This is a genomic window from Cellulomonas sp. plas2 (genome assembly GCF_057221735.1).
In genome coordinates this window covers 749,724-773,815 of record NZ_CM170155.1, presented here as the reverse complement: position 1 = coordinate 773,815, position 24,092 = coordinate 749,724, and the positions used below count along the sequence as shown (strand labels likewise).

The 24,092-nt window shown below is 75.3% G+C and carries 19 protein-coding genes and 1 pseudogene; 8 read left to right on the top strand and 12 right to left on the bottom strand.

The window, feature by feature from the left end; genetic code table 11:
- Positions 1 to 27: 27 nt before the first annotated feature.
- The 8 genes from AC2TDM_RS03465 to AC2TDM_RS03430 form a co-directional block, all read right to left on the bottom strand.
- Positions 28 to 264 (bottom strand): YbdD/YjiX family protein, encoded by a 237-nt coding sequence (locus AC2TDM_RS03465; RefSeq protein ID WP_484635834.1) that lies wholly within the window; start codon positions 262 to 264, stop codon positions 28 to 30.
- 5 nt (positions 265 to 269) lie between these two features.
- A complete protein-coding gene (locus AC2TDM_RS03460; RefSeq protein ID WP_484635833.1) occupies positions 270 to 2,558 on the bottom strand; it encodes a carbon starvation CstA family protein in 2,289 nt (762 codons plus the stop codon).
- Between the two features lie 25 nt (positions 2,559 to 2,583).
- Positions 2,584 to 3,012, bottom strand: a complete 429-nt coding sequence (locus tag AC2TDM_RS03455; protein WP_484635832.1) for a hypothetical protein — start codon at positions 3,010 to 3,012, stop codon at positions 2,584 to 2,586.
- An 18-nt stretch (positions 3,013 to 3,030) separates the two neighbouring features.
- Positions 3,031 to 3,438 carry a hypothetical protein gene (locus AC2TDM_RS03450; protein ID WP_090031740.1) on the bottom strand — a complete coding sequence of 136 codons (408 nt, stop codon included), beginning with the start codon at positions 3,436 to 3,438 and terminating at the stop codon, positions 3,031 to 3,033.
- A gap of 1,192 nt (positions 3,439 to 4,630) precedes the next feature.
- On the bottom strand, positions 4,631 to 5,071 hold the full coding sequence (locus AC2TDM_RS03445) for a hypothetical protein (protein WP_484635831.1): 441 nt from the start codon (positions 5,069 to 5,071) through the stop codon (positions 4,631 to 4,633).
- 31 nt (positions 5,072 to 5,102) lie between these two features.
- Positions 5,103 to 5,651, bottom strand: coding sequence for a hypothetical protein (locus AC2TDM_RS03440; protein WP_484635830.1), 549 nt, complete (start codon positions 5,649 to 5,651; stop codon positions 5,103 to 5,105).
- A 3-nt stretch (positions 5,652 to 5,654) separates the two neighbouring features.
- Positions 5,655 to 6,122, bottom strand: coding sequence for a hypothetical protein (locus tag AC2TDM_RS03435; protein ID WP_090031735.1), 468 nt, complete (start codon positions 6,120 to 6,122; stop codon positions 5,655 to 5,657).
- Positions 6,123 to 6,563: 441 nt separating this feature from the next.
- Positions 6,564 to 7,520, bottom strand: a complete 957-nt coding sequence (locus AC2TDM_RS03430) for a cell filamentation protein Fic (protein WP_484635829.1) — start codon at positions 7,518 to 7,520, stop codon at positions 6,564 to 6,566.
- A 70-nt stretch (positions 7,521 to 7,590) separates the two neighbouring features.
- On the opposite strand from AC2TDM_RS03430, the gene AC2TDM_RS03425 reads away from it, so the two are divergent.
- The 5 genes from AC2TDM_RS03425 to AC2TDM_RS03405 all read left to right on the top strand — a co-directional run bounded on the left by AC2TDM_RS03425 (position 7,591) and on the right by AC2TDM_RS03405 (position 14,148).
- On the top strand, positions 7,591 to 8,994 hold the full coding sequence (locus AC2TDM_RS03425; protein ID WP_090031733.1) for an NAD-dependent malic enzyme: 1,404 nt from the start codon (positions 7,591 to 7,593) through the stop codon (positions 8,992 to 8,994).
- A 120-nt stretch (positions 8,995 to 9,114) separates the two neighbouring features.
- Complete coding sequence (locus tag AC2TDM_RS03420; protein WP_484635828.1) at positions 9,115 to 10,005, top strand: formate/nitrite transporter family protein; 891 nt, start codon at positions 9,115 to 9,117, stop codon at positions 10,003 to 10,005.
- A 4-nt stretch (positions 10,006 to 10,009) separates the two neighbouring features.
- Entirely contained in the window at positions 10,010 to 10,990 is a 981-nt protein-coding gene (locus AC2TDM_RS03415) for a hypothetical protein (RefSeq protein WP_484635827.1), read from the top strand.
- Positions 10,991 to 11,191: 201 nt separating this feature from the next.
- The gene (acs, locus tag AC2TDM_RS03410) at positions 11,192 to 13,192 is read left to right on the top strand and encodes an acetate--CoA ligase (RefSeq protein ID WP_484635826.1); all 2,001 of its coding nucleotides are present in this window, start codon (positions 11,192 to 11,194) and stop codon (positions 13,190 to 13,192) included.
- Between the two features lie 59 nt (positions 13,193 to 13,251).
- Positions 13,252 to 14,148, top strand: coding sequence for a MerR family transcriptional regulator (locus tag AC2TDM_RS03405; RefSeq protein WP_484635825.1), 897 nt, complete (start codon positions 13,252 to 13,254; stop codon positions 14,146 to 14,148).
- Positions 14,149 to 14,191: 43 nt separating this feature from the next.
- Here the strand turns inward: AC2TDM_RS03405 and AC2TDM_RS03400 are convergent, their stop codons facing one another.
- Genes AC2TDM_RS03400 through AC2TDM_RS03385 form a run of 4 tightly spaced genes read right to left on the bottom strand, consistent with a single transcriptional unit; the run spans position 14,192 to position 19,565 of the window.
- Complete coding sequence (locus tag AC2TDM_RS03400; RefSeq protein WP_484635824.1) at positions 14,192 to 14,659, bottom strand: hypothetical protein; 468 nt, start codon at positions 14,657 to 14,659, stop codon at positions 14,192 to 14,194.
- 4 nt (positions 14,660 to 14,663) lie between these two features.
- The gene (locus tag AC2TDM_RS03395; protein WP_484635823.1) at positions 14,664 to 15,638 is read right to left on the bottom strand and encodes an NAD-dependent epimerase/dehydratase family protein; all 975 of its coding nucleotides are present in this window, start codon (positions 15,636 to 15,638) and stop codon (positions 14,664 to 14,666) included.
- The gene (locus AC2TDM_RS03390; RefSeq protein WP_484635822.1) at positions 15,635 to 18,502 is read right to left on the bottom strand and encodes an alpha/beta fold hydrolase; all 2,868 of its coding nucleotides are present in this window, start codon (positions 18,500 to 18,502) and stop codon (positions 15,635 to 15,637) included. The genes AC2TDM_RS03395 and AC2TDM_RS03390 overlap by 4 nt, the downstream gene beginning before the upstream one ends.
- A 40-nt stretch (positions 18,503 to 18,542) precedes the next feature.
- Entirely contained in the window at positions 18,543 to 19,565 is a 1,023-nt protein-coding gene (locus AC2TDM_RS03385; RefSeq protein ID WP_484635821.1) for a 3-oxoacyl-ACP synthase III, read from the bottom strand.
- Between the two features lie 165 nt (positions 19,566 to 19,730).
- On the opposite strand from AC2TDM_RS03385, the pseudogene mshD reads away from it, so the two are divergent.
- From mshD to AC2TDM_RS03370, 3 genes and pseudogenes are all read left to right on the top strand, one after another.
- Positions 19,731 to 20,624 (top strand): annotated as a pseudogene (mshD, locus tag AC2TDM_RS03380) (mycothiol synthase); the annotation flags it as partial.
- A gap of 171 nt (positions 20,625 to 20,795) precedes the next feature.
- Entirely contained in the window at positions 20,796 to 23,063 is a 2,268-nt protein-coding gene (locus AC2TDM_RS03375; protein WP_484636378.1) for an RNA degradosome polyphosphate kinase, read from the top strand.
- On the top strand, positions 23,060 to 24,049 hold the full coding sequence (locus tag AC2TDM_RS03370) for an NUDIX hydrolase (RefSeq protein WP_484635820.1): 990 nt from the start codon (positions 23,060 to 23,062) through the stop codon (positions 24,047 to 24,049). Before AC2TDM_RS03375 ends, AC2TDM_RS03370 begins: the two co-directional genes overlap by 4 nt.
- Positions 24,050 to 24,092: the final 43 nt, after the last annotated feature.

Sequence of the window (24,092 nt, the reverse complement as noted above, 5' to 3'; positions counted from 1 at the left end):
CCTCGCGACCTCCCGCAGCGGCGCCGGTCAGCAGCAGCGGCCCTCCGGGTGGTCGTCCTGGCGGTCCGCCTGCTCGCGCCAGAACTGCCGCGGCGTGGGCACCGGGTGGTCGGGGTCGGGGTGCGTGGCGCGCAGGTGCGCGACGTACCGCTCGTAGGCGTCCTCGCGCACGAGGCCGCGGGTATACCAGGCCACCCCGCGCCCGGCCCGGCGCAGCGCCTGCAGCACCGTGGGCGGCACGGCGGTGAGCACTCTCGTCGGCATGCCCGTCAGTGCCGGACGGCGGGCGTCGTCCGCCCCGCCACCGGCCCGTGCGCGGCCCACTGCTGCTCCAGCTCCTTCTCGGCGGGGCTCGCCACCCAGCCGGCGGGCGCGAACACCCGGGACGGCACGGCGGCGTCCTCGCTGCTGGGCCCGCCGCCGGCGCGGAACGCCCGGACGGTGGCGACGACGGCGGTGAGGATGACGACGACGGCCAGCGTCACGAACACCACCGACAGCACGCCCTGGATCATCGTGTTCCGCACGACGGCCCGCATCGCCTCGACGCTCGTCGCCGTCCCGGAGGAGGTCTCCCCCGCCGCGAGCGCGTCCCGGAACGCCGCGTGCTGGGCGAAGTACCCGATGGCGGGCACGTCGGAGAAGATCTTCTGGATCGACGCCGTGATCGTCACCGCCGACGCGAACGCGAGCGGGACGGCCACGATCCACAGGTACCGGAACGACCCACGCTTCGCCGCGATGGCCATGCAGACCGCGAGCGCGATGGCCGCGAGCAGCTGGTTCGCGATGCCGAACAACGGGAACAGGGTGTTGATGCCACCCAGGGGGTCGGTGACGCCCATGATGAGGACCGCGCCCCAGGCCCCGACCATGACGGCGGTCGCGAGCCAGGCCCCCGGCCGCCAGGACGTGTCCCGGAACCGCGGCACGACGTTGCCGATGCTGTCCTGCAGCATGAACCGGGCCACGCGCGTGCCGGCGTCGACGGCCGTGAGGATGAACAGGGCCTCGAACATGATCGCGAAGTGGTACCAGAAGGCCATGAGCGAGGTGCCGCCGACGAGCTGCGCCATGATCGTCGCCAGCCCCACGGACAGCGTCGGCGCGCCGCCGGTGCGGGAGACGATGGTCTCCTCGCCGACGTTCGTCGCCGTGCTCGTGAGCATCTCCGGCGTGAGCGACACGCCCTGCAGCCCCAGCCCGTTGACGAACGCGACCGCACCCTCGACGGTCCCGCCGGTCAGCGCCGCGGAGGAGTTCATCGCGAAGTAGATGCCGCGGTCGATCGACAGCGCCGCGACGAGCGCCATGATCGCGACGAACGACTCCATGAGCATGCCGCCGTAGCCGATGAAGCGCGTCTGTCGCTCCTTCTCGACGAGCTTCGGCGTCGTCCCCGAGGCGATGAGCGCGTGGAAGCCCGACAGCGCGCCGCAGGCGATGGTTACGAAGAGGAACGGGAAGAGCGACCCCGCGACGACGGGCCCCTGCCCGGAGCGCGCGAACTCGCTGACCGCCGGCACCTCGAGCACCGGCCGCACCAGCACGATGGCGACGGCCAGCATGACGATCGTGCCGATCTTCATGAACGTCGACAGGTAGTCCCGCGGCGCCAGCAGCAGCCACACGGGCAGCACCGCGGCGACGAACCCGTAGACGATGATCCCCCAGGCGATGGTCACCTTGTCGAGCAGGAACAGCTCCGAGCCCCACGACGTCTCCGCGATGACCCCGCCGCCGACGATGGCGGCGATGAGCAGCACGAACCCGAGGACCGACACCTCGCTGACCTTCCCGGGCCGGAAGAAGCGCAGGTAGCAGCCCATGAGCAGCGCGATCGGGATCGTCATCGACACCGAGAACACGCCCCACGGGCTCTCCGCCAGCGCGTTGACGACGACGAGCGCGAGGATCGCCACGATGATGATCATGATGACGAGCGTCGCCAGCAGGGCGGCGGTCCCGCCGATGACGCCGAGCTCGTCGCGCGCCATCTGCCCCACCGAGCGGCCGCCGCGGCGCATCGAGAAGAACATGACGAGGTAGTCCTGCACCGCGCCGGCCAGGATGACGCCGACGATGATCCAGATCGTCCCCGGCAGGTAGCCCATCTGGGCGGCGAGCACCGGCCCGACGAGCGGTCCCGCGCCGGCGATGGCGGCGAAGTGGTGACCGAACAGGACCCGCCGGTCGGTGGCCACGTAGTCGCGGCCGTCGGCCCTGTACTCCGCGGGGGTGGCGCGACGGTCGTCGGGCCGCAGCAGGTGCTTCTCGATGTAGCGGGAGTAGAACCGGTAGGCGATGAGGTAGGAGCAGACCGCCGCGAAGACGAACCAGATCGCGTTGACCGTCTCCCCGCGCACCAGCGCGATGACGACCCAGCTCACCCCGCCCAGCAGCGCGATGCCCGCCCAGAGCGCGATCTTCGCCGGCGTCCAGTGCCGGTCCTCGGCATCGCGGACGTCCGGGTCCAGCGCCACCGGTGGGAGCGACGGGTCCTGCACGAGGTCCGCCGTGCCGTCCGGGCCGGTCCCGCGTGCCGTGGTGCTCGCCATGTCTCCCCCTCGAGATCGCTGTGCGTCAGGACTGTAGTCCCGGTGCGCCGTCGCGCTCACGCGCGGCGGCCAGCCGCGCGGCGAGCCACGGGGCCGTGCGCGCGGCGTCGCGGGGGTGGGCCTCCATCTCCTCGAGCGCGTCATCGACGCTGACCTCCGACGCGAACGCCGGCTCGCCGTCGCCGTCGAAGCGGAACGACGCCCGCCCGTCGCCGTCGATGCGGCAGCCCGCCGTGAACCACGTGCCCTCGCCCGGCCGTGCCACCGCGCCCCGCAGGGCGCGGAACGCGGCCGACGTCGCCCGCGGCATCGCGACCCGCAGGACCTCGCCGTCGGGACACGTGAGGTTCGCCCGCAGCTCCGCGGTCTTCCCGAGCCGGAGGTACTCGAGCTCGACCGTCACCCACCCCGGCGGAGACGCCTCGAGGAAGGAGCGGACGACGTCGTCCGACAACCGCGACGTGCTCGGCGGTCACGGCTCGCGCCCCCGGTCCTCGTCCGTCGCCCGTCCGTCCGCCTCGGCCAGCCGGTCGCGGAGCCACGCCGGCGTGTGCGTCGCGTCGCGGGGGAACCGCTCGAGGTCGATGCGGTAGTTCTCCGGGACGACGACGGCCCGGGACCAGGAGGGCTCGTCGTCATCGAGGAAGTCGTGGGTGACGCCGCCGTCCGCGGCGACGGACAGGCGCGCCGTGAACCAGGTGCCCGACCCGGGGCGAGCCATCTCGGCGCGCGGCCGGTCCATGGCGGCCAGCGCGGCGCGGGGGAACCGCGTGCGCTGCGCCTCGCCCGCGCGGGTCTCGTAGGCGCGCATCTCGGTGACCTTCCCCGCCGTGAGGAACTCGAGGTCGATCCGTTCCCACCCGGGCGACGCGGCCGCCACCGCGGCCTACGCGATCTCCCGGAGCGCGTCGACCGGAGGCCGGCGGCGAGCCGGTCGGCGAGCCACGCCGGGGTGTGGGCGTCGTCGCGGGGATGCGCCTCCAGCTCCTCGAGGACGTGCCCGAGACCGATCTCCGACGAGAAGTCCGGCTCGGAGTGGTGGTCGAACTCGAAGGTGGCGGTCCGTCCGGCCGAGATCCGGCAGGTGGCGGTGAGCCACGCACCTTCCCCGGGGCGGGACAACACGGCCCAGAGCCGGTCGAACGCGTCCACCGTCGGCAGCGGCATCCGTACGCGCACCACGTCGCCCTCCGGGACGGTGACGTAGGCGCGCATCTCACTGGTCCTGCCCAGCTCGATGTACACGGGCTCGGCGGACACCCAACCGTCGGGGAACGCCTCGACGAACGAGCGCGCCACCTCGTCCGACGAGCGCGCCACGTCCTCGGCGCTCACGGTCGCACCTCGGAAAACGCGACATCCGCAGATCCAAGCGCTCCGCTCGGCCGCTCGGGCCACGCCAGGGCCGGTCTCCTCGGCCGCTGCCGGCGAGCCCTCGCTGCCGTCGAGGCGTCCGGCGACGTCGGGGCCGACGAGCTCCGGCAACCGCGCGAGGAGCCCGGGGAGCCCTGCCACCCAGCGTGCGGCGTCGTCGTCCTCGGCGGCACCCGCGGCATCGTCGGCCATGCCGGGAACCGGTGCGCGCGCCGGCTCCCACCCCGGATCCTCGGCCGCACGACGCTCAGCCACACGCCGGGTCTGGGCGTCCATCACCTTCGTGAGGACCGTGCCGGTCCTGCGGTGCAGCGCAGCGGTGAGGAGGTGGAACGGCGAGATCGGCGTCGCATCGGAGGTGTCGAGCTGCACGAACGGACGCCCGGTGAAGACGAACGCGAGGTCGTGTTCGATCGACCAACCGCCGCCGCAGGACCGCAGCAGCGTATTCCCGACGTACCGGACCGCGCCGTCGACGAGGTCCGTGACGGGGTCCGCCAGGAACGACGTGTCGTCCGGCCAGCGGCGCAGCAGGTCCGCCTCGAGGCCCGCCAAGGACTTCCGCGACCAGTCGCCGTTCCACGATGGCGGCATGAGCAGGTCCCGGAACCGCGACAGGCGCGGGTGCATGTCCGCCAGCCACTGCTCGAGGACGACGTCCTGGCCCCGCACCAGCATCCCCTCCCGGTCCCGGCGTGTCAGACGCGCTGCTCCCACTCGCGGGCGGCGACGAGCCGGTCGGCGAGCCACACCGGGGTGTGGGCGTCGTCGCGAGGGTACGTCTGCATCTCCTCGAGGACGTGCCCCAGGCTGATCTCCGAGGAGAAGGCCGGTTCGGAGTCGAAGTCGAAGTCGAAGCTGACGCGCCGCTCAGCGGAGATGCGGCAGGTCGCGGTGAACCATGCACCCTCCCCGGGGCGGAACATGTCAGCCCGAAGACTGTCGAACGCGTCCACCGTCGACATCGGCATCCTCACACGCACCGTGCGGCCGTCCGGTCCCGTGGTGAAGGCGCGCATCTCGCCGGTCTTGCCGAGCTCCAGGTACACGAGCTCGGCGGAGACCCAGCCGGCGGGCGATCCCTCGACGAACGATCGCGCCACCGCGTCCGACGAGCGCGCCACGTCCTCGGCGCTCACGGTCGAGATGCGGGCCACGAGCAGCCCGGCATCACGCCCGCAGCTTGGAGAACGGCACCTCCGGAGAACCCGGCGCGCCGTAGTTCGGGTCCGTCAACGGCTCCCACTCACCGAACACCGGCCACTCCGCCCAGAATCCACCCACCGGCGCATCCGTCATTCGCGCAACGTGCACCTCTGCGGTGGCCTTGTCCTTGAACTCGACCTCGCCGGTGCCGTCGGGCTCGAACCGGGACGTGACCACCGACGTGCAGTCCGGCTGTGCGAAGTACCGATCCGCGGCGGGATACGTGTACATCGTCGTGATCCACCGCCACAGACGCCCTTCACGGGCGTCGAAATCGGTGATCTGGAGGATCGAGCCGTGCTGGTCCAACGTCTGGACCCGAATGCCTTGCGAGGTGATGCCGAGCACCCAACGCGGCGCCAGCACCCCTCCGTCGCCATGACGCTCCTCGACGACGAGCAGGTCCTGCTGATGGGCGTAACGAGTGCGCGCCTCGTCGGTCGTCCACCACGGCAGGTCGCCCGCCGGCGCGTGCCGACGAGCGTTGTACCTCTCGGTGTACAGGGCTGACATGGCTCAGTACTCGCTTTCGTAGACACGACCCGTGACGTCCTGGATCCGCACGTTCCACCGATCTGCATAGTCGAGCACAGCCTGTGGGACACCACCAGGCTGGACGGGGATCTCGAGAGTCATCTGTCCCCGCAACGGCCTCCCCACGATCTGCGGGGACCTGTCACCGAACTGCGCGGCGTTGCTGTCCGTACCGAGGACGCGGAGGCCACTGTTCGAGGGGTTGTACTTCCGCACCACCTCATCGATGTACGAACGGGCCGTCGACGGCTTGACCTCCGCCAGCTGCGTGTCCTTGCGCGACACGATGGCCTCGCCTGGATCGTACGAGTCCACCCGGAAGCGGTGGGCGGTTCCCGGCTCCCCTGCGGCGACCTGGGCGGGGGTCGGGGCGTCGCGGACCTCGACCAGGACCTCGCGGTACTCGTAGCGGTGGTAGTTCTCCCAGTTGAACTTGGAGCCCTCGAACATCTGCTGCAGCCACGGCTGCGAGCACGTGCGACTGCAGGACCTTCGGGGCGACGAGGAGGTGCCCCTCGGGCAGGACGGCGTCGTCCTCGAGCAGGCGCAGCGCGGTCGCGACGTCGATCGCGAACCGCGTCACCGACCCTCCCCGCCCCGGCGCCCCATGTCCTCCCGACCCGGACACGGACGACGGCGCCCCTCGGGACGCCGTCGCCGTGACCGTCGACCGTGCGGGTGAACAGGCGTGCATCATCGCGATCGCAACGGAGCCAGTCCGGTCGATCCGCCCCTAGGGGGGCTCTCCTGCGCGTGGGTGCCCGGCACGGTCTTCAGTTGTAGGGCTCGGTCTACACCCGTCGCGGCCCGGAGGGAAGAGCTCCGGCCCCCGTCCTGCGACGACGGCGGCGACCTGGACGCCTGGCGAGACGCGCGTCCGGATACCGGACGTCAGCGGGCGACGATCCAGGGCATCCGTCCTGCGAGCACGCCGTCCGCCACGTCCCGGGCCCGCCGGGCACCGTCGACGACGGCGTCGGCGTACAGGGCGACCCACCGGGCGGCGCCGTCCGGCGTCCCGGTCGCGAGCTGCGCCGCGCCGGCGAGGTACGCCTGCGGCGCCGCCGCCCACACCTCCTCCGCCAGGACGGTGCCGGTCGGGTCCAGCCCGCCGCGCACGACGAGGAGCCGCGCGAACGCCCGTGCCACCGGCCCGCTGCCCACGGCGAAGGGGCGCAGCACCAGCAGCTCCGCGTGCGCCACCGCGGCCACGACGAGGGCCGGTGCCCGCGTGGCCGCCAGCACCTGGCCGAGGAGGGCCACCCGGGCCGCGGCGTCGGCCGCCGCCGGTGCCGCACCGAGACCGCGCAGGTCGAGCGGCTGCTCGTGGGCGGCCCGGAGGCGGCCGGCATCGGCTCGTCCGCCCGGGCCACCGACGACCGCGGCGTGGAGCCGCGCGAGGAGCTGGGCCGTCGGCGGCAGGGCGGGCACCGCAGGGGCACCCGGCCCGCCGAGCGGCGGCAGGAGGTCGGCGACGAGAGCGTCGGCGCGGAACACGCCCCGTGCGACGGCGAGGGCCGCGTCCGGCCGATGGTCGTCGGGCACGCGCCCGTCCGGGCGGCCCTCGTCGGGGCGGCCCTCGTCGGGCGTCAGCGCCGCGCCCCGCAGGAGGTCCAGCGGGACGCGCGCGCCCTCGAGAGCCGCTCCGGCGCGCGCGGCACGCAGCGTGCACTCCGCGCGCACCTCTCGCCACCGCCGGCGGTACGCCTCGTGCCACCGCAGCGCCTCGCACGCCTCCCGGGCCCGGCCGACGGCCGCCACCACCGCCGGCAGCGCGGCCAGCCCTGCCAGGGGGTCGCCGGCCGGCAGGGGCGTCGCGGGCGGCGGCGGGCGGTCCTCGTCGGGCACCGCGCGAGCCTGCCAGACGCGCCCGGCGCGTGCGGGGGCTGCGGCGCGGTGGCGGTGCCACGATGGCGCGATGGTCGCAGCCCCGAGCGTGTCCTCGTCCATCACCGCCCGCCTGGAGGTGCCGCCGCGACCGACGCTGGTCAGCGAGCTCACGACGACGATCGAGCGCGCCGGCGGGATCGTCACAGCCCTCGACGTCACCGCGTCGGGCCACGAGCACATGACCGTCGACGTCACGTGCGCCACGCGCGGCGAGGACCACGCGGCGGAGATCGTCGAGGCGCTGCGCGGCATCGCCGGCGTCACCGTCTCCCGCGTCAGCGACCGCACGTTCCTCCTGCACCTCGGCGGCAAGCTGTCGGTGGAGAGCAAGGTGCCGCTGCGGAACCGCGACGACCTCTCCATGGCCTACACCCCGGGGGTCGCGCGGGTCTGCCAGGCCATCGCCGCGCGGCCGGAGGACGCCCGGCGGCTCACCATCAAGCGGAACACGGTCGCGGTGGTCACCGACGGGACGGCGGTGCTCGGCCTGGGGGACATCGGGCCGCTGGCCTCGCTGCCGGTCATGGAGGGCAAGGCAGCGCTCTTCAAGCGGTTCGCGGGGATCGACGCCTTCCCCATCGCCCTGGACACCACGGACGTCGACGAGATCGTCGACACGGTCGTGGCCATCGCGCCGGTGTTCGCCGGCATCAACCTCGAGGACATCTCCGCGCCGCGGTGCTTCGAGATCGAGCGGCGGCTGCGCGAGCGTCTCGACATCCCCGTGTTCCATGACGACCAGCACGGCACGGCCATCGTCGTCGTCGCGGCCCTCACCAACGCGCTGCGGGTGGTGGGCAAGGCGATCGAGGACGTGCGGATCGTGCTCTCGGGTGCGGGTGCGGCCGGGACCGCGGTGCTGCGGCTGCTGCTGGCCGCGGGGGCCCGCGACGTGGTCGTCGCCGACATCGACGGCGTCGTGCACCCCGACCGGCCAGGGCTCGCCGAGTCGCTGCGGTGGACGGCCGAGCACACCAACCCGCGCGGCGTGACGGGCACGCTCGTCGGGGCGCTGGCCGGTGCCGACGTGTTCATCGGCGTGAGCGCCGCGGACATCCTCACGGGCGACGACGTCGCGACCATGGCCGCGGACTCCATCGTTTTCGCCATGGCCAACCCGCGCCCGGAGATCGACCCCGACGAGGCCGCCCAGCACGCCGCGGTCGTCGGGACGGGACGGTCGGACTTCGCCAACCAGATCAACAACGTGCTGGCGTTCCCCGGCGTCTTCCGCGGCCTGCTCGACGCGCAGTCCAGCACCGTCACCGACGAGATGCTGCTGGCGGCGGCGCGGGCCCTGGCCTCGGTCGTCACCGAGGACGAGCTCAACCCGACCTACATCGTGCCGAGCGTGTTCCACCCGGACGTGTCCGAGGTCGTCGCCGGTGCGGTCGAGAAGGCGGCGCGCGCCCACGCCGAGCGGCCGTCCTGACGGCCCCGTCCGGTGAGCCCCACGAGGGACGCCGCTCGGTGCGACCTGCCGGCACGACGACCGCACCCTGATGGCCTTTCGTCCCACGGCCGCGCCCCTCGCGACGTCGATCCTGGGGACGTGCTCACGATCCCCGAGGCCGTCGCCGCCCAGGCCGCGACCGCCGCCGAGAAGTCCGCCCTGCTCGCCCGCCCCGCCGTGTTCGCCGTCCGGTCGGCCCTGGCCGGCGCATGGGTCGGCATCGGGGTCGTCATCATGCTGACCGCCGGCGGACCCCTCCGGGTCGAGGGCTCCGTGCTCGCGCCGTTGGCCCCGCTCGTGCAGGGGCTCGTGTTCGGCGTCGCGCTCACGGTCGTCGTCATCGGCGGCGGCGAGCTGGCGACCTCGGCGATGATGGTGCTCACCCAGGGCGGGCTCGCGCGCACGGTCCGCTGGGGCCGCGCCGCGGTGGTGCTCCTGGCCACGATGCTGGGCAACCTCGCCGGCGCCGTGGTCTGGTCCGTCGTCGTGCACCTGTCCGGCCTCATGGCGCCCGACACGCCCGCCGGCGGAGCGCTCACGGCCGTGCTGGCCCACAAGACGAGCGAGACGGACCTGCAGCTCCTCACGCGCGGCATCCTCTGCAACGTCATGGTCTGCCTCGCCGTGTGGATGGCGGCGCGGCTGACGAGCGAGGGCGCGCGCATCGCGGTCGTCTTCGCCTGCGTCATGGTGTTCATCACCTCGGGCTTCGAGCACGTCGTCGCCAACATGACCGCGCTGTCCCTGGGCGTCCTCGGCGACGTCCCCGGCGTGACCCTCGGGGCCTTCGCACGCAACATGCTGCTGGTCGGGCTGGGCAACACCATCGGCGGAGCGGTGATCGTCGGGGCCGCCTACGCCGTCGGCTCGCTGCCCGGGCGCCCAGGGACGGGTGCAGGGACGGGTGCTGGGACGGCTGCCGGGTCGGGTGCGGGAGCGACTGCCGGCGGCGTGCCCGACGAGGAGCGCCTCGACGCCGCACTAGCGTGAGGTCATGACGGCTGACGCGAGGACGCCCGACCCCCGCCACCCCTGGCGCCGCGACGACGAGGTGCCGGACGGAGCGCGCGCCCCCGACGAGGCGCGGGCCGGCACCGCATCGGCATCGGCACCCGCACCGGCACCGGCACCGGCACCGGCACCGGCACCGGAGGAGCCCGGCGCCATCACCGGCCGGCACGCCGTGGTCCGCGGCGCACCCGTCCCCCCGCCCGAGCCCGGGCCGTCCGGCTCCGTCCCGGCCGGAGCGGCGACGGCGGGCCCGCCGACCGCATCCACCGCGCCGGTCACGCCGCTCGCGCCGGTCACGCCGCCCGCGCCGGCCACGACACCCGCGCCGGCCGCCGACCGGTCGGCCGCCGAGCGCGACGCCACCGCATCCACCCCCGGCTCCCGCGCGCCCTGGGCCGCCGACGACGACGCGACGCCCCTGCCTGTGATGGGCACCCCGACGCGGGCGACGGAGCCCGGCCTCTTCCCGGACCCCGACCCGCCCCGGTCGGCGAGCGTCGGCCGGCACGTCCTCGGCGTGCTGCTCGGGCTCGTCCTCGCCCCCGTCGTGGCCGGGCTCCTCGTCGTCGGGCAGGGCCGGGTGCTCGCGGTCGGGACCGGCGCCCCCGACGTGCTGGGCATCGCGTGCCTGGCGGCCGGCGCCCTGCTGGCGGCGGCGGTCGTCGGGCTCGCGACCTGGTCCGCCGCCGTGCCCGTCGCGGCCGGCCTGCTCCTGGCGGTCGCGGGCGGGTTCGCGCTCGTCGCGCCCGGGATCGCCCGGACCGAGGTGCTGGGCTGGTGGTCCTGGGGCACCTGGCGCCCGACGGTGCTCGAGTCCCTCGTCTCGGCCACGTCCGGCACGGTCCTCGTCGCCGGGCTGCTGGTGCTCGTCGGGGGGCTCACGGCCGCCGCGACGCGGCGACGCGGGTACCGGCTCGGGGTCTTCCGCGAGCGCCACCACCCCGGCGGCCCCGTCCGCCGCTGACCGGCGCACGGGCCGGGCACGACGCAGGCACGACGCAGGCACGACGCAGGCACGACGCAGGCACGACGCCCACGGGCCGCACCAGAAGCACGGCGGTTCTTCTCGGCGTTCCCCCGCCCGGAGGCTCGCCCGCGCGCCCGTCGGCGGTCTAGGGTCTGCAGACGTTCCACCAGCACCGATGCCGCTGCAGGAGGCCCTGACGTGACCGACACCGTCCCCAGCACAGCCGAGAGCCACGCCCCGGACGAGGCCCACCCCGAGGGGCCCGCGGCGCTCACCTTCGCGCCGTCGCCCGAGTTCGCCCGGCAGGCCAACGCGACGGCCGACCTGTACGCGCAGGCGTCGGCGGACCGCCCCGCCTTCTGGGCCGAGCAGGCGCGCACGCTGCTGTCGTGGGCGACGCCGTTCGAGGAGGTGCTCGACTGGTCGGGTGCGCCCGTCGCGCGCTGGTTCGCGGACGGCCGGCTCAACGCCGCGTACAACGCCGTCGACCGCCACGTCGAGGCCGGGAACGGCGACCGCGTGGCCATCCACTTCGAGGGCGAGCCGGGCGACACCCGCACGATCACCTACGCCGACCTGCAGCGCGAGGTGTCCCGGGCCGCCAACGCCCTGGGCGCGCTGGGCGTGGGCACCGGCGACCGGGTGGCGATCTACCTGCCGATGATCCCGGAGGCCGTCGTCACGATGCTGGCCTGCGCCCGCATCGGCGCCCCCCACTCGGTGGTCTTCGGCGGCTTCTCGTCGGAGGCCCTGCGCAGCCGCATCGACGACGCCGGCGCCAAGCTCGTCGTCACCGCCGACGGCGGGTACCGCCGCGGCGCGGCCAGCCCGCTCAAGCCCGCCGTCGACGAGGCGGTCGCCGCCGGCACCCCCACGGTCGAGCACGTGCTCGTCGTGCGACGCACCGGCGGCGACAACACGTGGACCGAGGGCCGGGACGTGTGGTGGCACGACGTCGTCGACACCGCGTCCGACCAGCACACGCCCGTCGACGTCGAGGCGGAGCACCCGCTGTTCATCCTCTACACCTCGGGCACCACGGGGAAGCCGAAGGGGATCTTCCACACCACCGGCGGCTACCTCACGCAGGCGGCGTACACGCACCGCAACGTCTTCGACCTCAAGCCCGAGACCGACGTCTACTGGTGCACCGCCGATGTCGGCTGGATCACCGGGCACTCGTACGTCGTCTACGGCCCGCTCATCAACGGCGCCACGCAGATCGTGTACGAGGGCACGCCGGACACCCCGCACCGCGGCCGCTGGTGGGAGCTCGTGCAGAAGTACGGCGTCACCATCCTCTACACCGCCCCCACGGCCATCCGCACCTGCATGAAGTGGGGCGAGGAGATCCCCGGCGGGTTCGACCTGTCGAGCCTGCGGGTGCTCGGGTCGGTGGGCGAGCCCATCAACCCCGAGGCGTGGACGTGGTACCGGCGCGTCATCGGCGGCGACCGCACGCCCATCGTCGACACGTGGTGGCAGACGGAGACGGGCGCCATCATGATCAGCCCGCTGCCGGGCGTGACGACGACGAAGCCCGGGTCGGCGCAGGTCCCGCTGCCTGGCATCGCGGCCGAGGTGCTCGACGACGACGCCCAGCCCGTCGCGAACGGCCAGGCCGGCTACCTCGTCCTCACCGAGCCCTGGCCCTCGATGCTCCGCGGCATCTGGGGCGACCCCGAGCGCTACGCCGACACGTACTGGTCGCGGTTCCGCGGCCTGTACTTCGCCGGCGACGGGGCCAAGAAGGACGAGGACGGCGACATCTGGCTGCTGGGCCGCGTCGACGACGTCATGAACGTCTCCGGCCACCGCCTCTCGACGACGGAGATCGAGTCCTCGCTGGTCTCGCACCCCTCCGTGGCCGAGGCCGCCGTCGTCGGCGCGACGGACGAGACCACCGGCCAGGCCGTCGTCGCGTTCGTCATCCTGCGCGCCGACGCGGTCGCCGCCGGTCGCCCCGTCGAGGAGGTGCAGCAGGAGCTGCGCCAGCACGTGGCCCGGCAGATCGGTCCGATCGCCCGGCCGCGGCAGGTGCTCGTCGTCCCGGAGCTGCCCAAGACGCGCTCGGGCAAGATCATGCGCCGGCTGCTGCGGGACGTCGCCGAGCACCGGCAGGTCGGGGACGCGACGACGCTGGCGGACTCCTCCGTCATGGAGCTCATCTCCGCCGGGCTGGCCGCCCCGAAGGGCTGACGCGCGGGCGCCGCGTGGGGGCTTGACCCTCACGCGGCGTCAGGCCGCAGGCTCGTGCCATGACCACGACCCCGTCCCTGCACGGCACCGGTGCCGGCCCCGACACCGACACCGGCACCACGGCCGGCTCCCCCGCGCGCACCCTGCGCACGGTGGGACAGGTGGCGGACGTCTCCGGCGTCACGGTGCGCACGCTGCACCACTACGACGCGATCGGGCTGCTCGTGCCCTCGGGGCGCAGCACGGCCGGCTACCGCCTCTACACGGACGACGACGTCGCCCGGCTCGCGGCGGTCGTCGTCCACCGGCGGCTCGGGTTCGGCCTCGACGAGGTCGCCCGGCTGCTGGACGCCGACGGGGACGAGCGGGTGGCGCACCTGCGCCGCCGGCGGGCCGTGGTCGCCGACCGGCTCGACGAGCTGCACGCGCTCGCCGACGCCCTGGACCGTGCCCTGGCTCGTGAGGGGTCGAGTGGGACGCCGCACGAGCAGGCACGAGGAACGGAGCACGGGATGACGGATCGACCTGCCACGACCGAGGAGCTGCGGGAGCTCTTCGGCGACGGCTACGACGAGGCCTACGCCGCCGAGGCCGAGCAGCGCTGGGGGGACACGGACGCCTGGCGGCAGGGCCGCGAGCGCACCGCCCGCCTCACCATCGCCGACTGGACGCGCGTGAAGGAGGAGAACGAGGCGCTGGAGGCAGACCTCGCCGCCGCCCTCACCGCGGGCGTCGACCCCGCCTCCGCGGAGGGCACGGCCCTGGCGGAGCGGCACCGGCGCAGCATCGAGGTCCACTACGACTGCTCCCCGGGCATGCACCGCGCCCTGGCGGAGATGTACCTGGCCGACGAGCGCTTCACCCGGCACTACGACGACAGGGCGCCCGGTCTCGCCCGGTGGGTGCACGACGCGGTCATGGCCAACGCCGACCGGCTCGAGGCCGCCGGTGACTGACGCGGCACCGCCGGTCTGCTACGCCCGCCGTCCCCGCCGTCGCTCAGCCCGCGGCGGGGACGGTGGGGCGCGAGCCCAGGTTGAAGAAGGCGACCTCGCCCGTGCTGCGGCCGCACTCCTCGAGCAGCCGTCCGGCCGCCGGGTCCGTGCCCTCCGGCAGCATGCTGACGACCTGCAGGTAGCCGCCCCCGCCCTCGACGGCGTCCCCGACGGCGGCCCGCGCCCCGCCGGGCAGGACGACGGCCTCGGCGTCCGCGTCCCAGCGGGTCCCCTCGGGCCACACCACCGGGTACCCGTCGAGGGTCAGGCACGTCCCGTCGTAGGCGACCGTGCCGCTGACGATCGCGGTCATGCCGTCCTCGCTGCTCCCCGCGGACACGACGAGCGGGCCGTCGACCGCCCACGCCGTCGTGCCGCCCGTGCAGCCGGCGACGGCGGCAGCGGCGGCGACGGCGAGGACGGCGGCCGGGACGGTCAGGGACGGTCGGGGCGTGCGGCGCAAAGCTGCCACGTCGTCAGCCTCGCACCGCGTGCGCGAGACGGTCCAGCCCCTCGTCGACGGTCACGGCGGGGGTCCACGCCAGGTCGGCGCGGGTGCGGCGCTGGTCGAACCAGTGCGCCGTCGAGAGCTGCTCCGCCAGGAACCGGGTCATCGGCGGCTCGTCGGTCCCCGGGCGGCGCGCCCAGACGGCCTCGACGAGCGCGCCCGCGGCACGGGCGGCCCCGGCCGGCACGCTCCATCGCGGCTCGCGGACGCCGGCGGCCCGGCACATGCCGCCGAGCAGGTCGGCGATCGTGCGCGGCTCCCCGTTGGTGACGACGTAGGCCTGCCCATGGGTCACGTCCAGGCGCCGCAGCGCGGCGACGAAGGCGTCGGCGGCGTTGTCGACGTACGTGGAGTCGACGAGCGCGGTGCCGTGGTCGAGCAGCGGGAGGCGGCCCCGGGCCGCCCGGTCGAGGACCCGCGCGACGAGCTGCGGGTCGCCGGGTCCCCAGACGAGGTGGGGGCGGACCGCCACCACCCGCAGGTCCGGCCCGTCGGCCGCGAGCGCCAGCCGCTCGGCGGCGGCCTTGGTCCGCGCGTACTCCCCCCGGGCGCCCACCAGGTCGGCCGGTCCCGCGTCGACCCCGACGAGCGCCGTCCCTGCGTGCGCGACGGACGGCGACGAGACGTGCACGACGTCCCGCACGCCGGCGTCCCGGGCGGCGTCGAGCAGCGCCCGCGTCCCGCCGACGTTCACCGCGGCGAACTGCGCGGGGTCCCCGGCCAGCGACACCTTGGCCGCCAGGTGCACCACGGCGTCCACCCCGTCGACGGCCCGCGCGAGCGCCGCCGGGTCCGTGACCGAGCCGAGCACGTCGTCGGCCCCCGGCACCCCGCCGGGCCGCCGCTGCAGGGTGCGCACCGCGTACCCCGCCGTCAGCAGCGCCCCGGCCGTCGCGCGGCCGAGGAAGCCGCTGGCCCCCGTGACGAGGACGGTCCCGTTCACGGCCGGCGCACCGGGTCGCCCGCGAGGACCCGGGCCGCCCACGCCGCGAGCCGCGCGCGGTCGACCTTCGAGTTGTGCCGCACGTCGGTCGGCAGCGTGTCGGCGACGAGCACGGCGACCACCGGCACGCCGGCGCGGTCCGGCCCGACGGCGGCGCGCACGGCGGCGACGAGCTCCGCCGGCGCCAGCGGGGACCGACCGCGCAGCGGACCGGTCCGCGAGCGCGCCAGCGACGATCCGGCCTCCGGCTCGACGACGACGACGGGCACCTGCACGCCGGCTGGCCCGACGCCGACGAGCGCCGCCCGCCGCACCCCGGGCACGGTCTCGGCGGCGGTCTCCGCCGCCACGGGCGCGACCGGCCCGACGGCCGTCGTCAGCACGTGGGCCAGCCGGCCCTCGATCCACAGCTGGCCCTCGTCGTCGAGGTGCCCGACGTCCCCCGTCCGGTGCCAGCGGGGACCGGCCCCGACCCGCGCGCCCTCCGCGTCCGGCACGTCGCGCGCCGCCTCCCGGTCGGTCAGCCAGAGCCGGTCGTAGCCGTCCTTGAGGTGCGGGGCCGCGACCACGACCTCCCCGAGGACGCCCGGCGTCGTGGCGGCGGCACCGACCGCGCGGCCACCCTCGTCGAGCGGCGCGATCCGCACGCGCGCGGAGCCGATCGGCACGCCCACGCACACGCCGCCGTCGGGGGCGCCGGCCGCGGCGCGCACGCCCTCGAGCGTGACGTCCGTGACGAGCAGGCACTCCGTCATGCCGTAGGGGGTGTGCGGGACCGCGCCCGGCATGAGGGCGGCGGCAGCCGCGAGCAGCGGCTCGGCGATCGGGGCCCCCGTCGACAGGAAAGTCGTCACGCGACCCAGGGCCTCCCGGTCCGCCTCCCCCAGCTCCCCGGCGGTGGCGACGACGTTCCGGATCGCCGCGGGCGAGAGGAACACGACCCGCCCGTCGGCGGCCCGTACGGCGTCGGCGACCGCCCGCGCCGTGAGCGTCCGCGGCGCCGACACGTCCATCACCGGCGTCACGGACCGCGTGCCGAACGCCGGCCCGAGCAGCGCGAACGGCGCGAACCCGGTGACGAGGCCCGTTCGGGGCCCGATGCCGAAGTGGTCGCGCACGACGTCCCGCATCGCCGCGAGCTGCCCGTGCGTGTACCGCACGCCCTTGGCCGGACCCGTGGACCCGGACGTGTGCAGCACGGCCGCGGGGTCGTCGGCGCCGGGCTCCGCGGGCAGCGGCAGCCCGGCCGCCAGCCGGACCCGCCCGACGGCGACGAGACCGGCGACCGTCGTCTCCACGCCGAGCGCGGCCCGGGCCGCGGCGGGCAGCCCCACCGCGGACACGCGCCGCCCCGGCCACCCCAGCGCGCGGGCGGCCAGCAGGCCCGGCTCGGCGGCGACGAGGACGTCCGGCCAGGACGCGCGCACGGCCCGCGACAACCCCCGCACGCCCAGCCCGGCGTCGGCCACGACGACCACGGCCCCGAGGCGCAGGCAGGCGTAGACCAGGGCGGTGAGGGTCGGCCCCGGCGGCACCAGCAGCTGCACGCGCTGGCCGCGACGCACGCCGGCCGCGTCGAGCCCGGCGGCCAGCGCCCGGACCGTCTCCGCCAGCCGCCGCCACGACACCGTCAGCGGCGCGCCGCGCCGTCGGACCGACAGGTCGAGCACGGCCGGCCCGTCGTCGTCGGCCCGCTCGTCGAGCGCGCGCCAGAGCGGGACGAAGGGCGCGGGCGCGCCGGTGGGGACGTCGTCGGGCGCGGCGGCACCGGCCGCGTCACCGCCGTCCGTCCTGCTGGCGAGGTCAGCGGTGGACGGCCCCGCCGGTCCGGGGCGGGCGACCGACGGCGCCACCTCCTCGGCGACGAACGCCGCCACGGCGTCCGCGTACGGCACCTCCTCGGCCAGCAGGTGACCGGCGCCGACGTAGCGGTGCACGCGCGCGTGCGGCAGCCGGTCGACGAGGTCGTCGAGGTAGCGCTCGGTGAAGACGGGGTCGCGGGGACCCCAGAGCACGAGCGCCGGCACGGTGAGCCGGGCGACGCCGTCCGCGATCTCGTCGAGGGCCGGCCGGCTGGGGTGCGTCGCGTCGGCCGGGATGTCGGCGACGAAGCCGGCGATCCCGTCGCGCCGGTGCGGCCCGCCCGCGGGTCCGGCGTAGGGCGCGCGGTAGGCGGCGCGCACCTCGTCGGGCAGCGGGGGACGCCGGGCCAGCGCGAGCGTGACGTCGAGGAACGCGGTGGTCCGCCGGGTCGCGGACGCCAGCACGCCGCGCGCGGTCGCCAGCCGCAGCGGCGCGGGCAGCGGGTCGCCGAGGGGGTGGTGCACGGCCGTGTTGAGGGTGACGACGCCCGCGAGCACCTCGGGGTGCCGCACGGCCCAGCCGAGCGAGACCACCCCGCCCCAGTCGTGCCCCACGGTGACGACCGGGCCCGTCGCCCCCGGCCCGCTGAGCCCCAGCGCGTCGGTCAGCGCGGACAGGTCCGCCAGCCGCTGCGCCAGGTCCCGGCGGCGGCCCGTGCGCTCGGAGAAGCCCAACTCGAGCTGGTCGACGGCGACGACGCGCCAGGCCGGCCGGCCCGCCGCGGCGTCCGCGACCGTGCGTGCGAGCAGCGCCCGCCACAGGTAGGACCACGTCGGGTTGCCGTGCACGGCGAGCAGGGTGCCGACGGGCTCGACGCCGAGCCCCGCCAGCCGCGCCGCGGTGTCGAGCACGTGCCACCGCCGGGTCTCACCCGTCGCGTCGCCCGCCGCGTCACCGGGCCCGTCACCGCCCCTGTCGCCGGGCGCCGCCGGCACGTCCAGGACGCGGCTGTCCCGCGGGTCGACGCCGGGCAGGCCGTCGACCGGGGTGGGGCCGCTCACGTCGCGGTCGCCGCGCGGGGGACCCCGGTGGGCACGCCACTCACCAGGCGAGCTCCATCATCGCGGTGTTGAGGCCCGAGCCGACGCCCATCAGCAGGACGCGGTCCCCGGCGCGCAGGGACTCCTGCTCCTCGGCCAGCGTGATGGGGATCGACGCCGGGCCGACGTTGCCGTAGCGCGGGTACGTCGTCGGCACGCGGCGCCGGTCGAGACCGGCGGCCTTGACCACCGCGGCCGTGTGCGCCTTGGAGACCTGGTGCGTCACGTAGCGGTCCATCGCCGACCAGTCCCACTCGTCGGACGCCTCGCGCCAGGCGCTCATGACGAGGTCGAGCCCGCCTTTGAGCAGCATCCGCGCGTCCGTGAACATGCCGTCGACGCTGCCGACGCACAGGTCGTAGTACTGCGTCGCCGCCCGCGTCACCCCGCCGAGCAGCCGGTGCCCGCCCGGGTTCTCGTCCGTGCGCCCGAGCACCGCCGCCGCCGAGCCCGAGCCCAGCGTGAGGCTGGCGAACTCGCTCATGAAGGCGTCGCGGTCGGACTCGGCCCGCAGGAGGCGCTCGACCGTGTTGACCTGGATGTCGTCCGCGTCCTCGCCCGCGAGCACGATCGCGTAGCGGACCTGCCCGGACTCGATCATCCCGGCGGCCAGGCTCATGCCGTTGACGAACCCGAGGCACGCGTTGGCCACGTCGAAGTTGATCGCCGACGTCGGCAGGTCCAGACCGTGGTGCAGCCGGACGGCCACCGACGGCTCGAGGTGCTTGCGCGTGACCGACGTGTTGATGAGCAGGCCGATGTCGGCCGGGTTCACGCCCGCCTCGTACAGCGCGGCCTTGCCTGCCGCGACCGTCGCCTCGTCCGACCCCTCGCCCGGGGCCCAGTTGCGGCGCTCGAGGACGCCGGCGACCCGCTGCAGGACGGTGCGCGGCAGCCGCAGGCGGTCCAGCGCGGGGGCCAGCCGGTCCTGCAGCTCGGCCGACGTCGTCACGCGCGACGGGATCGTGCTCGTCACCGACAGGAGGGACACGTTCCGGAACCGGGTGGTCGCGTTTCCGGGCACGTGGTCTCCATCAGGGCGTCGTCGTGGGTCTGCGTGGTGCTCTGCGTCGTCGGTCCGAGTCGTCGTCCCCCGTGGTGGCGGCCGCCGGCTCGGGGCGGTCGGGGTCACCCGAGGATACGGAGCCTGCCTGGGGCCAGCGACCGGAGCCGTCGGTGGTGTGCTGTGATGTGGGGCGTGATCACCGTGGAGACGGTCCGCCCGGGGCAGGACGGGGCCGTCCACCGCGGTGCCGTCCGGGCCCTCGCGCGCCGAGCGGAGCGCGTCGACGGCGTCGAGCCGCTGTCGGAGCAGACGCTCCTGCAGGTCGGCCGCCCCGAGGTCGTCCACCTCGTCGCGCGCGACCGCCGGCGGTACGTGGGGTACGCCCAGCTCGTGCCCGACGACGAGGGCCTGCCCACGGTGGAGCTCGTCGTGGACCCGGCCGCCCGGGACCAGGGCACGGGCGCGCTGCTGCTGGACCGCGTCAGGGCGCTGGCGCCCGGCGGCTTCCAGGTGTGGGCGCACGGGGACCTGCCCGCCGCCCGGGCGCTCGTCGAGGACCTGGGCCTCGAGCCCGCCCGCTCGCTGTGGCGGATGGCGCTGGACCTCACCGCCGCGGCCCGCGACGGCCTCGTCCCCGAGCCGCGGCCGCTGCCGGACGGGCTCGCGCTGCGGCCCTTCGTGCCCGGGCGCGACGAGGCGGCGTGGCTCGCGCTCAACGCCCGCGCCTTCTCCTGGCACCCGGAGCAGGGCCGGCTGACGCGGCGCGACCTCGAGGACCGCGCGGCGCAGCCCTGGTTCGACCCCGCCGACCTCTGGCTCGTCGAGCGCACGGGGGCGGCCGACGGGACCGGTGCGCCCGACGGCTCGGGCACCACCGACCGGACGCGCGCGCTCGTCGCCTCCTGCTGGCTGAAGGTCGACCCGCCGGACGGCGACACCGGCGAGGTGTACGTCCTGGCCGTCGACCCCGACGCGCAGGGGCAGGGCCTCGGCGGGCTCCTCACCGAGCGGGTCGTCGCCGACCTGGCGGGGCGGGGCCTGCGGCGGGCGGTGCTGTACACGGAGTCCGACAACGCGGCCGCGGTGCGCGCCTACCGCCGCGCGGGCTTCGAGCGGGAGCGCGCCGACGTCCTGTACGGCCCGCCGGCGGACGGGGACGGCGCCGCCGCGACCCGTGCACCGGTGCGTGAACACCGGGCGAACGGGCGGCGGACGCGCACGTCACCGACGGGTGCCACCATGGGCCCCATGACCGATGCGCCCGTCCTCGACGAGTCCCTGGCCGCGCACATCGCCGAGCACATCGCCGCGACGCCGCCGCGCCGCGACGAGGTGCCGCGGGTGCCCGTCGTCCCCGCCGAGGAGCTGCCGCCGCTGCCGGAGGACCGCTTCCTCGACCGCGAGGTCTCGTGGCTGGCCTTCAACGAGCGGGTGCTCGAGCTCGCGGAGGACCCCGGGCTGCCGCTGCTGGAGCGCGTGCGGTTCCTGGCGATCTTCGCCTCGAACCTCGACGAGTTCTTCATGGTCCGGGTGGCCGGGCTCAAGCGCCGCATCGCCACCGGCCTGGCGGTCACCGCGGCGTCCGGCCTGTCGCCCCGGCAGGTCCTGGAGGCCATCTCCGAGCGGGCGCACGAGCTGCAGGCCCGGCACGCGGCCGTCTTCGCCGAGCAGGTGCAGCCCGCCCTGGCGGGCGAGGGCATCACGCTCGTGCGCTGGGAGGACCTCGGCGAGAGCGAGCAGGAGCGCCTGCGCAAGTACTTCCGCCGGCAGATCTTCCCCGTGCTCACCCCGCTCGCGGTGGACCCGGCGCACCCGTTCCCGTACATCTCGGGGCTCTCGCTCAACCTCGCCGTGCTCGTCGTGAACCCCTCGACGGGCAAGGAGCACTTCGCGCGCGTGAAGGTCCCGCCGCTGCTCCCGCGCTTCATCGCGGTCGACGCGGCCGGGCGGCCGGGCGTGCCGACGGGCCGCGGCGGCGCCGAGGGCGAGCCCATGTCCTTCGTGCCGGTCGAGGACGTCATCGCCCAGCACCTCGACCAGCTCTTCCCCGGCATGACGGTGCAGGAGCACCACACGTTCCGCGTCACGCGCAACGAGGACGTGGAGGTGGAGGAGGACGACGCCGAGAACCTCCTGCAGGCCATGGAGAAGGAGCTCCTGCGCCGCCGCTTCGGGCCGCCCGTGCGCCTGGAGATCGCGGAGTCCATCACGCCGCGCATCCGCCGGCTGCTCACGCGCGAGCTGGGCATGGCCGAGGACGAGGTGTACGAGCTGCCGGCCCCGCTGGACCTCACGGGCCTCAACCTCGTCGCCGACCTCGACCGGCCCGCGCTGTCCTACCCCCGCTTCGTGCCGACGACGCCGCGCCAGCTCGCCGAGGTGGAGTCCGCGACGCCGACGGACGTCTTCGCCGCCATCCGCCGTCGTGACGTGCTGCTCCACCACCCGTACGACTCGTTCTCCACCTCGGTGCAGACGTTCCTGCAGCAGGCCGCCGCGGACCCGCACGTGCTGGCCATCAAGCAGACGCTGTACCGCACGTCCGGCGACTCCCCCATCGTCGACGCGCTCATCGACGCGGCCGAGGCCGGCAAGCAGGTCCTCGCGCTGGTGGAGATCAAGGCCCGGTTCGACGAGCAGAACAACATCGAGTGGGCGCGCAAGCTCGAGCAGGCCGGCGTCCACGTCGTGTACGGCATCGTCGGCCTCAAGACGCACTGCAAGCTGTCCCTCGTCGTGCGCCAGGAGGCCGACGGGCTGCGGCGGTACTGCCACATCGGCACGGGCAACTACAACCCGAAGACGGCCCGGCTCTACACCGACATCGGCCTGCTCACCTGCGACAACGACATCGGCCAGGACCTGACGCGGCTGTTCAACCAGCTCTCGGGGTACGCGCCCAAGTCACGGTTCCACCGGCTGCTCGTCGCCCCGCGCTCCGTGCGCAGCGGGCTCGTGGCGCGCATCGACCGCGAGGCGGCGGCGGCGCGGGCGGGGCACGACGCGTGGATCAAGATCAAGGTCAACTCGATGGTCGACGAGGCCGTCATCGACGCGCTGTACCGCGCGTCGCAGGCGGGCGTGCGCGTGGACCTCGTCGTCCGCGGGATCTGCGCGCTGCAGCCGGGACGGGAGGGGCTCTCGGAGAACATCCGGGTGCGGTCCATCCTCGGCCGGTTCCTCGAGCACTCGCGGATCTTCGCCTTCGCGCACGCCGACCCGGCGGCCGAGGACGGGTTCGAGGGCCCCGAGGTGTACATCGGGTCCGCCGACCTCATGCACCGCAACCTCGACCGGCGCGTGGAGACGCTCGTCCGGGTGACCGACACCGAGCACGTGAGCACGTTGATCGAGCTCGTCGACATGAGCCTCGACCCGGCCGTCTCGTCCTGGCACCTCGCCGCGGACGGGCAGTGGACGCGCCGCCACGTCGGGCCCGAGGGCGAGCCCCTGGTCGACCAGCAGACGACGCTCATCGCCCGCCACCGCCAGCGCCGCCGGATCTCCTCGACGTGAGCGGCCGCCGCGCCCCGGACGTCGTGGCGGCCGGGGCGCTGGTGTGGCGCGAGCGGCGGACCCGCGGCGACGCGCCGGCGGACCACCGCGTCGAGCTGCTGCTCGTGCACCGTCCGCGCTACGACGACTGGTCGTGGCCGAAGGGCAAGCTCGAGCCCGGGGAGGCCCTGCCCGTCACCGCCCGCCGTGAGGTCGCCGAGGAGGGCGGCGTCGAGGTCGTGCTGGGGCAGCCGCTGCCCACGCTCACGTACCGCCTCGCCGACGGCCGCCTCAAGCAGGTCCACTACTGGGCGGCCCGCCCCGCGGCGCCGACCACGCCCGCCGTCGTCGCCCGCGAGCCCGTGGCGCCGGCGGAGCCGACGGAGATCGACCGCACCCGCTGGTTCCGCGCCGACGAGGCCCGCCGCCGCCTCACCCGTGCCGCGGACCGCGAACCCCTCGACGCGCTGCTGCACGCCCTCGAGCGGGGCCGGCTCGCGACGCACGCGGTGGTGGTCGCGCGGCACGGCCGCGCCCGCAAGCGCGCGAGCTGGGACGGCACCGAGGGCGACCGGCCGCTGACCGACAGCGGCCGGCGGCAGGCGCGGGCCCTCGTGCCGCTGCTCGCCGCCTACGGCACCGAGCGCGTCGTGACGAGCGAGTGGGACCGGTGCTGGAGCACGGTGACGCCCTACGCACGCGCCGCCCACGTGCCCGTCGTCGTGGAGCCGGTGCTCACGGAGTCGGCGCACGAGAGCTCGCCCGCCCGCGTCGCGGGGCTCGTGCAGGGGCTGCTCGCCGAGCCCGTGCCGGCGGTGCTGTGCACGCACCGGCCCGTGCTGCCGACCGTGGTCGACGTCCTCGCCCAGCACACCCGCCGCGCCGTCGCCGCGTGGCTGCCGGCCTCCGACCCGTTCCTGCGGCCGGGCGAGCTCCTCGTCGTGCACGTGGCGGCCACCGCGAAGGGGCCGCGCGTCGTCGCCGCGGAGCGCTGGCCGACGGCGTGAGGGCCGGGCTACGCCCGACGCCTCGGCCGAGCCGCCCGAGCCG